Here is a 9,338-nt window from a genome sequence, read left to right on the forward strand (position 1 = left end):
TACCGAGATTGCCTGTGGAGCGGAAAAACCTCTTAGAAGCCATTCTAAGACCGTGATGAAGCAGGAAGTAAACACTAAGGTTATCGCTGTCCAGATGTGTCTAGACTTTGGTAATTTTGGGTAAGTTTTATAGAACGGATATCTCTCTAGATAATCTGCTAATATCAAACAGCTACCCTAACATCCAATCACGCTTCTGCAAAAAATCACCACTGGATAGGGAAAATTGTTATGAACAGCAAAAACCCCATGTTCTCAAATCTGGCTTTAAAAAGTGCCATTTTCTTGTCACCCTTACTGCTATCAACGGCTTTTATCAGTGGGTATTCTGTACCATCTGCTACTGCTCAGGTACTATCAAATCAGGAACGGGAAGAATTAGCGCGACTGCGACAAGAAACCAGAACTCAAAAACAAGTTCAATCTGATTTTGAACGGGCTTTTACTCGCACGAATACTTTGCTTAATATCTGGTTGACTATTTTAAGTTTATTTCCTGTGGTCTTAATTGCCATATTATGGTTTTTTCGTCGAGCAGTAATTAGAGAGATTGTCGAACGAGCAATGCAGCAAATTCAAGGAATTGAAAATTTGCAAACTCAATTAACTACGGTTCAAGCAGAAGCAAAAAAACTGATTCAAGCATCTAAAAATACTACTCAAGAATTAGCACAGGAAGTTAATACACTTAAACAAAAGATTCATGGTGAGGAAGAAAATTTATCTATTCTTTTATCTGATTTACCTAAATCAAAACAAGAGTTTTTAACAGCTTTGGAAATTGAAGTTAAATCTGCTCAAGAGAATATTAGTAATTTAGAGTTTAGATTAAATACTCAACTAGAACAATTAACCTTATCTGCTCAACAGCAAAAAATTACAATTGACAATATCAAAAAGTTAGAATTTGAGTTGTTTTCTCAATTTACCCAACTCAAGTCAGAAGTAGAAAATCAAAAAGATATCGCTGTTAGTGATATTGAACAATCTCGCGCTGATTTGATATCTCAATTTCAAGAGTTAGAGTCGGAAACTCAACAACAGAAATTTCATACTGTTGAGAATTTAGGGAAATTACAATCAGAATTTAATAATGAATTATCTCAATTTCAATTAGATGTTAAAAATCAAAAAGATATAGTTATAGGTAATATCGAAAACCTGAATAATATATTTAAGTCAGACATTACTGAATTAAAAACTGATACCCAAGTTCAAAAATATCAATTACTTGAGGATTTTGGTAAATTACAAAGCGAATTTTCTCAGCAACTTACAGAATTACAAAATAATGCTCAACAACGACAACAGCAAATTATTGAGAATTTAGAAAAGTCAGGTGGAGAATTTACATCTCAGTTTTCCGGTTTACAAAATGACGTGCAAAAACAGCAAGTTACTATTCTCGAAAATTTGCAAAAGTTAGAAATTGAATTTTCTCAGCAACTTACAGAATTACAAAATAATGCTCAACAACGACAACAGCAAATTATTGAGAATTTAGAAAAGTCGGGTGGAGAATTTACATCTCAGTTTTCCGGTTTACAAAATGATGTACAAAAACAGCAAGTTACTATTCTGGAAAATTTACAAAAGTTAGAAATTGAATTTTCTCAGCAACTTACAGAATTACAAAATAATGCTCAACAACGACAACAGCAAATTATTGAGAATTTAGAAAAGTCGGGTGGCGAATTTACATCTCAGTTTTCCGGTTTACAAAATGACGTGCAAAAACAGCAAGTTACTATTCTCGAAAATCTGCAAAAGTTGGAAATTGATGCTCAACAATGTAAAGATATAATTCTCAAAGAGTTAGCGGAAATTACACCTACTCCAACACCAGAAAAAGCACCAGAACCATTACAACCAGAAGTTTCTATTGATGATTATATCAAACAAGCAGAAATGCTATTTTTAGAAAAACGCCATGAAGATGCTTTAGCTATTTACGAACAACTCATTACAATTCAACCTGAAAATCCAGAAAATTGGCTGAAACGGGGGATAATTTTCAATCGTCTAAAACGCTATAAAGATGCTATAGCTTCCTACAATCAAGCCATTAAAATCAATCCTGAATATCATCAAGCTTGGTGTGATATTGGTGTGGCTTGTGGAAATTTAGGAAAACATCAAGAGGCTTTTAACTGTTTTGATAAAGCTACTAAAATTAAACCTGATGATGGAGTTGCTTGGGTAAATAGTGGTTTATCTTTGCTAGAATTAGAACGTTATGAAGATGCAGTTACTTCTTTTGATAAAGCTTTAGAATTTCAACCCAATTCTCCTAAAGTCTGGGATAAACGGGGTTACACTTTGGTAATGTTGGGAGAAGATGATCAAGCAATTATCAGTTTTGATAAAGCATTAGAAATTAAATCTGATTATCCTAGCGCATATTATCATAAAGCTGCCTGTTATGCACTCCAAAGAAAGGTGGAATTAGCTTTGGAAAATCTGCAAAAAGCTATGGAATTTAATCCCAGTTATCGAGAAGATGCTGCAACTGATATTGATTTTGATGACATTAAAAATGAGCCAGATTTTCAAAGATTAATTCAGGGTTGATGTTAGAAAACCTACTGTGTTGGGTAACATACGTCAACCCAACCTTGTATCTTAGAGGTAGATGACATTGAGAACCAAATTTATATAGTACGAAGTTACTATATTCGTGTTTGGCTGTCAACTACCACAGGAAATCGGTTGAAATCTACCCTGCGGTACTAGCTTTTCTGGCGCAAAAAATCAACAATTGTTCTTTCTTGACTAATTAATCTAGAAGATTTAAGATATACTTTCTTTTCAAGCATAATGCAGTTAGTTAAGACGCATATTTTTGTGACTTTTAATTGAGTTTCCACTCATTTTTTACCTATGACAATCACACTGACTATTCCCGGAATGGCTTGTTCTGCTTGTGCTAGTAATATAACCAAGGCAGTTAAAGCTATTGATACTAATGCTATTGTCGAAGCTGATACCAAAACCAAGTTTGTCAATGTAGATACTCAAGCTTCAGAAACTGCTATTAAAGAAGCTTTGACTGCTGCTGGTTATCCTCCTGCTTAAAATCAAATCCCCGATTTCTTTGAGAAGTCGGGGATTTTGTTATTTCGGCTGAATATGATGGGAAATTTGGAAATTATTTGTCCTTCTGTTTTCATTTTGAAAAGTTATTTTAGATGCAATTAATCAATCAGATTTATAGATTGTTTTCAAGAATCTAGCCTTTTTATATAAGTTGTAAATTGACTATTTTTGGAGATTAGATAGTATTTGTGCGAATTGCGTCACAATATGTTAGAATCATAGCAAAATATGACAACTATTCAAAGTTAATTTGACATAATTTTGTCTTTTGTCAAGTTGAAGCCTAAAATCTACATTTTTTTGGAGTTTTCGAGTTTATGACAACCTCACAGGAGAGGATTATCCCGACGGATTTGCGAGGTGAAATGTCGCGGTCTTATCTAGAATACGCCATGAGCGTCATTGTAGGTCGGGCGCTGCCAGATGCTAGGGATGGTCTTAAACCTGTGCATCGTCGCATCCTCTATGCCATGCACGAACTGGGTTTACTACATGATCGCCCTTTCAGGAAATGCGCCCGTGTGGTCGGGGAAGTATTGGGTAAATATCACCCTCACGGTGATACAGCAGTGTATGATGCTTTGGTGCGGATGGCGCAGGATTTCTCCATGCGATCGCCTCTCATCAGTGGACATGGTAACTTTGGTTCAGTGGACAATGATCCGCCGGCGGCAATGCGGTACACAGAATGTCGTCTGCACGCCCTAACCAGTGTAGCCCTCCTCCAGGATATTGAAGCCGAAACCGTAGACTTTGCCGATAACTTCGATGGTTCTCAACAAGAACCCACAGTTTTACCCTCCCGCATTCCTCAACTTCTCCTCAATGGTTCTTCGGGGATTGCTGTGGGAATGGCCACAAATATTCCTCCGCATAACTTGGGAGAATTGATTGATGGATTAGTGGCACTAATTCACAATCCCGAAATAACTGACATTCAGTTAATGCAGTATATTCACGGTCCCGACTTCCCGACTGGGGCGCAGATATTGGGAGTCAGTGGCATTAAAGAAGCTTATACCACTGGACGCGGTTCAATTACCATGCGGGGTGTTGCCAATATTGAAACCATTACCCAACGCAACCGTCCAGAACGGGAAGCAATTATCATCACCGAATTGCCTTACCAAACCAATAAAGCGGCATTAATTGAAAAAATTGCCGAATTGGTGAATGATAAACGCATTGAGGGCATTTCCGATATCCGGGACGAGAGCGATCGCGACGGCATGAGAATTGTCATAGAATTAAAACGTGATGCCTATCCCCGCGTCGTTTTAAACAATCTTTATAAACAAACCCCTTTACAGTCTAACTTTGGGGCGAATATGTTGGCACTGGTCAACAGTGAACCCCAAACCCTGAACCTCAAACGTTTCCTCAGCGTCTTCCTAGATTTCCGTATTCTCTCCATTGAACGCCGGACTCGCTACGAACTCAGGAAAGCCCAGGAACGAGATCACCTATTACAAGGCTTATTAATTGCCCTGTCACGATTAGATGCAATTATTGTTTTAATTCGTCATGCACCAGACGCACCCACAGCCAAAGGTGAGTTAATTACCACCTACGGACTGTCGGAAGTGCAAGCAGACGCAATTTTGCAAATGCAGTTGCGACGATTAACAGCACTGGAAGCCGATAAAATTCGCCTGGAACACGACGATTTACAAGTTAAAATTAGCGATTTAGAGGATATTTTAGCCAGACGGGAACGGGTGCTAGAAATCATTGAAACGGAAATTAGTCAAATTAAAACCAGCTTTGCCACACCCCGGAGAACAGTAATTACTCATGGGGAAGGAGACATAGATGATATTGACTTAATTGCCAATGAAAAGGCGATTATTCTGGTAACAGAACAAGGTTACATCAAACGGATGCCCGTCAACACCTTTGAATCCCAAAGCCGCGCCACCAGAGGTAAAGCGGGGGCTAAAGTTAAAGATGATGATACCATTGAGCATTTTTTGACCTGCTGCGACCATGATAGTATCTTATTCTTTAGCGATCGCGGAGTCGTGTATTGCCTGAGAGCATATCAAATTCCCGTCAGTTCGCGCACCAGTCGGGGGACACCGATTGTACAAATGTTGCCCATTCCCAAAGAAGAAAAAATCACCTCCATTGTCCCCGTAGACGAATTTAGCAGCGAAGAATATCTCGTCATGCTCACCAAAGGCGGTAACATCAAAAAAACCGTCCTGGAAGCATTTAGCCACATTCGCGCTAACGGATTAATTGCCATATCCTTAGAAGAAGGCGACCAACTGCGCTGGGTGAGAAGAGCTAGAGTCGAAGACAGCATCATTATCGGTTCGCGTCAAGGTATGGCCATTCACTTCCGCTGTACTCATGATCAACTGCGTCCCTTGGGTAGAGCCACTCGTGGTGTAAAATCCATGAAACTCAAGAACAAAGACGAACTCATCGGTATGGACATCCTGCCTGCGGCTATTCTTGATACCTTAGCTACTGTCATAGAAGGGGAAAGCGAAGAAATCGAAGAAACCGCAGAAACTGAAGAAATTGTAGAAACCGCAGAAATTGCCGAAATCGAAAATAGCGAGGAAATTGTAGAAGTCAGCAACGCCAGCAGTACCGGACCTTGGGTATTAGTCATTACCATGGGCGGTTATGGCAAACGCGTTCCCGTTTCCCAATTCCGACTGCAAAACCGTGCCGGTCAAGGTTTAATGGCCACCAAATTCAAAAACCGCAAAACCAAAGACAAATTAGCCACCTTGCGAATTGTCAACAGCGACGAAGAAATCATGATGGCCACCAATCGCGGTATCATTATTCGTCAAGCGGTCAATGCCATTTCTATTCAATCAAGATCAGCCACCGGAGTCAGAGTGCAACGTCTAGACGAAGATGATGCCATTACCGGAGTTGCAATTGTCCCCCCCGACACAGGTGATAATGGGGAGCTAGAAGAAGCAGAATAGACAATTAACAAGAAACAAGATCCCCGACTTCTCTAAGAAGTCGGGGATCTGAATTGAATTACTTTATGTACTTTAGGACACAAGGAGATGATCAAACTCGGACAGCAACAGATTTCTAAATCCATTAAATATTATACCTTATCTTTTATCAGTGGCATATTCATGGGAACGACCGTTGCCCCTATTGGTGCATGGTTTCTAGCCTGGATTGCCCTTGTTCCCTTGTGGCTATTAGTTATTAAATATACATCCAAAACAGATCCCCCTGCCCCGCGCCCTGGGTTCCTGAGCGAAGTCGAAGGGCTGCCCCTTGCCCTAATTTGGGGTATCGGTTATCACGGAGTTGCTCTGTCATGGATTACAGGGATTCATCCTATGGATTGGTTAGGTGTTCCTTGGTTGCCTAGTTTAACTATTACCCTCCTTTGTTGGGCATTTATTAGCCTGTGGGGGGGAATTTTAGTTACTGTTTGGGCAGCTTTAATGGTGCGTCTAGATAGGGGAAATCCTTGGTTGCGTGTTCTATTTGGTACAGCCATTTGGTGTGGCTTAGAAAGCCTCTGGAGTGCAAGTCCTCTATGGTGGAGTTCTCTGGCTTACACTCAATCACCGCAAAATCTCGTAATTCTCCATTTAGGACAGCTTTCTGGACCCAATACTGTGACTGCGGTGATTGTGGCTTTTAATGGGTTAATTGCAGAATATCTCACGCAGAGACGCAAAGGCGCAAAGGAAGAAAGAAATACTATTTATTTGGCTTTTTCTCTGTTTATTATTGCTCATTTAATTGGTTTTATTCTCTATAGTCAACCGTTGACGGAAGGTGCGAGTACGGCTATAAAAATCGGTGTTATTCAAGGTAATATTCCTAATAAAATTAAGGTTCTTCCTGAAGGTTTGCGTCGGGCGATTACTGCTTATACTGAAGGATATTTAAGTTTAACTAATCAAGGTGTGCAAGCTGTTCTTACCCCGGAGGCTTCTATACCTATTTTTTCCCGTAGTTTAACTCAAACTCCTTTGTTGGCTGCTATTCAAAAAAAGGGTGTAATAGCTTGGATAGGTGCATTTGGTGAACAAGGAAATAGTTATACAAATAGCTTATTTACTGTTCTTGGTAATGGGGAAGTTACCAGCCGTTATGATAAATCTAAACTTGTGCCATTGGGAGAATATATTCCTTTTGAAAATATTTTAGGGGGAATTATTCAACGTTTATCACCGCTAGAAGCACATCAAGTTCCGGGTAAAGCCAAGCAAATTTTTAATACTCCTTTTGGAAGAGTAATTATTGGTATTTGTTATGAATCAGCTTTTGCAGAAAATTTCCGTTATCAAGCCTCTATGGGGGGAAAATTTATGCTCAGTTCTTCCAATGATGCCCATTATACGGCAGCAATGGCAAATCAACATCATGCCCAGGATATCATGCGGGCAATTGAAACTGATAGATGGGCTGTGAGGGCAACAAATACAGGTTATTCGGCATTTATTAATCCTCATGGACAAACTCTCTGGAAATCGGCTTATAACACCTACGAAACTCACGCAGAAACTATTTATCCTCGTCAAACTCAGACTTTATATGTGCGGTGGGGTGATTGGTTAACGCCTTTATTGTTGGTGTTGGGGGTTTTGGGGTGGGTATTCCTGTGATTTTGATTACTTTCTTTCTCCTTTGGCTGACAAATTTTGTTAGATTAGTAGTATTGACTTTCGGATTAAGACTATCGTTTAAACTATCATCTATTTTTTTACGAAGTGATGATAAAAACATTATATCATTCCCTAGATCAGAAACTTCATCTTCATATTCATCCAAGTCTTCAATTTGATTGATTCTTTCTTGGTATTTTACCATTAAATTATCAACAGCTTCGATCATGAATTTGATGTCTTTAAATGATAAATTCATAGCTAATACCCTTTATCATTAGTTTTATCTGCTGTTGCGTAGCTTATGGTTAAATAATCCCTAACCACTCAAACTTTTACTCTCCGTGCCTCTGCGTCTGGGCGAGAGATAAATTCTTGCTTTTAATTATTGTTGCTAGAAAGATCAAAATAACCGCCAAAAATATCGCTAAATTCCGCAATAAATCAATATTACTATGTTTAACAGCGATCGCTATTAATGCCCAAACCGTAACACCAGTATAGGGAATATCTTTGTACCTAATTGCAATCACAGCCGCAATCGTTGTTGCTATCACCAACATGATGATAGTCCAGACCTGACTATTAATACCCCAACCATTCCAACCATAAAAATATAGTGCAGAAGCCACATTTACCACAGTTGCCACAGAAATCCAACCCAAATAAATACTCACAGGATTATGCAAGCATAACTTTTTCGTTTGAGATACCCGCTTTTTGCCAATGCCTAAAATATGATAAATAGCCATCAGCGGTATGAGAATACCGAACATAGCCACAACAGAAAAAGCAAAAAGTCTAGATAAAAATAAATACACCCAAATACTTTGAAAAACAGAAGCAATCACTAACAGATAACCTGTTTTGCGTAAATCTGCATCCTGTTTTTGGTTAGGTAGAAATTGATAAACTGCTAAAGCAAATAATCCTAAATAAATCACTCCCCAAATGACAAAAGCATAGTTAGCAGGAATAATCAACACATCTTTAAATAAAGTGTTAGAAATTGCCCCTATACTCAGTCCATTTAAGGGAAAAATATTTGATGCTACATTCACCACAAAAGCACCAACAACAGCAACTAAAGTTATTAGTTGTCGGATAAAATCTTGATGATGATTAGAAGTAGATTGCTGCATAGATAATTACCAAGTTGGATCACTAAAAAGATGTATCGTTAATTTATCTTTTCCTGGTGGAACTGCGGTAATACAAGCCCGGATAACTTCACCATCATCTAATTCTACAGTACAAGCGTGACAAGTTCCCATTAAACAACCGGTAGGAATGGATACTCCAGCCCGTTCTGCGACATCTAACAACGGTTCTCCTGCTTCGGCATTAACGGTGATATCATCTGGTAAAAAAGTAATTTGCATAGTCCTATATGGCTTTTTATTTGCTAAAGAATAGATGAAAAAGAAGAATTATAAATCACTAATTAGGGCTTACTGAATAAACCGAAAACCTAGATAGATTAAGAGTTTCCCGATTAAAAAAGTGAATTAGGTGCAAGGAATAAGGATTGAAACCATTAAAAACCTATCACTTTCTGAAATTTGAGACTATTCTTCTCTCCTTCTAATTCTTCCTCCTGACTCCTGACTCCTGACTCCTGACTCCTGACTCCTA

Annotated in this window: 6 protein-coding genes; 4 read left to right on the forward strand and 2 right to left on the reverse strand. The window is 38.8% G+C overall.

From position 1 onward, the window contains the following. The first annotated feature begins 231 nt into the window (after nucleotides 1-231). From PN450_RS15435 to lnt, 4 genes are all read left to right on the forward strand, one after another. Complete coding sequence (locus PN450_RS15435) at nucleotides 232-2,571, forward strand: tetratricopeptide repeat protein (RefSeq protein ID WP_271836846.1); 2,340 nt, start codon at nucleotides 232-234, stop codon at nucleotides 2,569-2,571. A 309-nt stretch (nucleotides 2,572-2,880) separates the two neighbouring features. Beyond that, nucleotides 2,881-3,075 (forward strand): heavy-metal-associated domain-containing protein, encoded by a 195-nt coding sequence (locus tag PN450_RS15440; RefSeq protein ID WP_168696453.1) that lies wholly within the window; start codon nucleotides 2,881-2,883, stop codon nucleotides 3,073-3,075. Nucleotides 3,076-3,413: 338 nt separating this feature from the next. Beyond that, the gene (gene gyrA, locus PN450_RS15445) at nucleotides 3,414-6,047 is read left to right on the forward strand and encodes a DNA topoisomerase (ATP-hydrolyzing) subunit A (RefSeq protein ID WP_271836847.1); all 2,634 of its coding nucleotides are present in this window, start codon (nucleotides 3,414-3,416) and stop codon (nucleotides 6,045-6,047) included. 87 nt (nucleotides 6,048-6,134) lie between these two features. Continuing rightward, on the forward strand, nucleotides 6,135-7,703 hold the full coding sequence (gene lnt / locus PN450_RS15450) for an apolipoprotein N-acyltransferase (protein WP_271836848.1): 1,569 nt from the start codon (nucleotides 6,135-6,137) through the stop codon (nucleotides 7,701-7,703). 335 nt (nucleotides 7,704-8,038) lie between these two features. Here lnt and PN450_RS15455 read toward each other — a convergent pair whose 3' ends face one another. Continuing rightward, nucleotides 8,039-8,845 carry a tryptophan-rich sensory protein gene (locus PN450_RS15455; RefSeq protein ID WP_271836849.1) on the reverse strand — a complete coding sequence of 269 codons (807 nt, stop codon included), beginning with the start codon at nucleotides 8,843-8,845 and terminating at the stop codon, nucleotides 8,039-8,041. Nucleotides 8,846-8,851: 6 nt separating this feature from the next. Further along, complete coding sequence (locus PN450_RS15460) at nucleotides 8,852-9,085, reverse strand: 2Fe-2S iron-sulfur cluster-binding protein (RefSeq protein WP_271836850.1); 234 nt, start codon at nucleotides 9,083-9,085, stop codon at nucleotides 8,852-8,854. Nucleotides 9,086-9,338: the final 253 nt, after the last annotated feature.

This window comes from Dolichospermum lemmermannii CS-548 (genome assembly GCF_028330815.1).
Classification (GTDB): Bacteria; Cyanobacteriota; Cyanobacteriia; order Cyanobacteriales; family Nostocaceae; genus Dolichospermum; species Dolichospermum lemmermannii.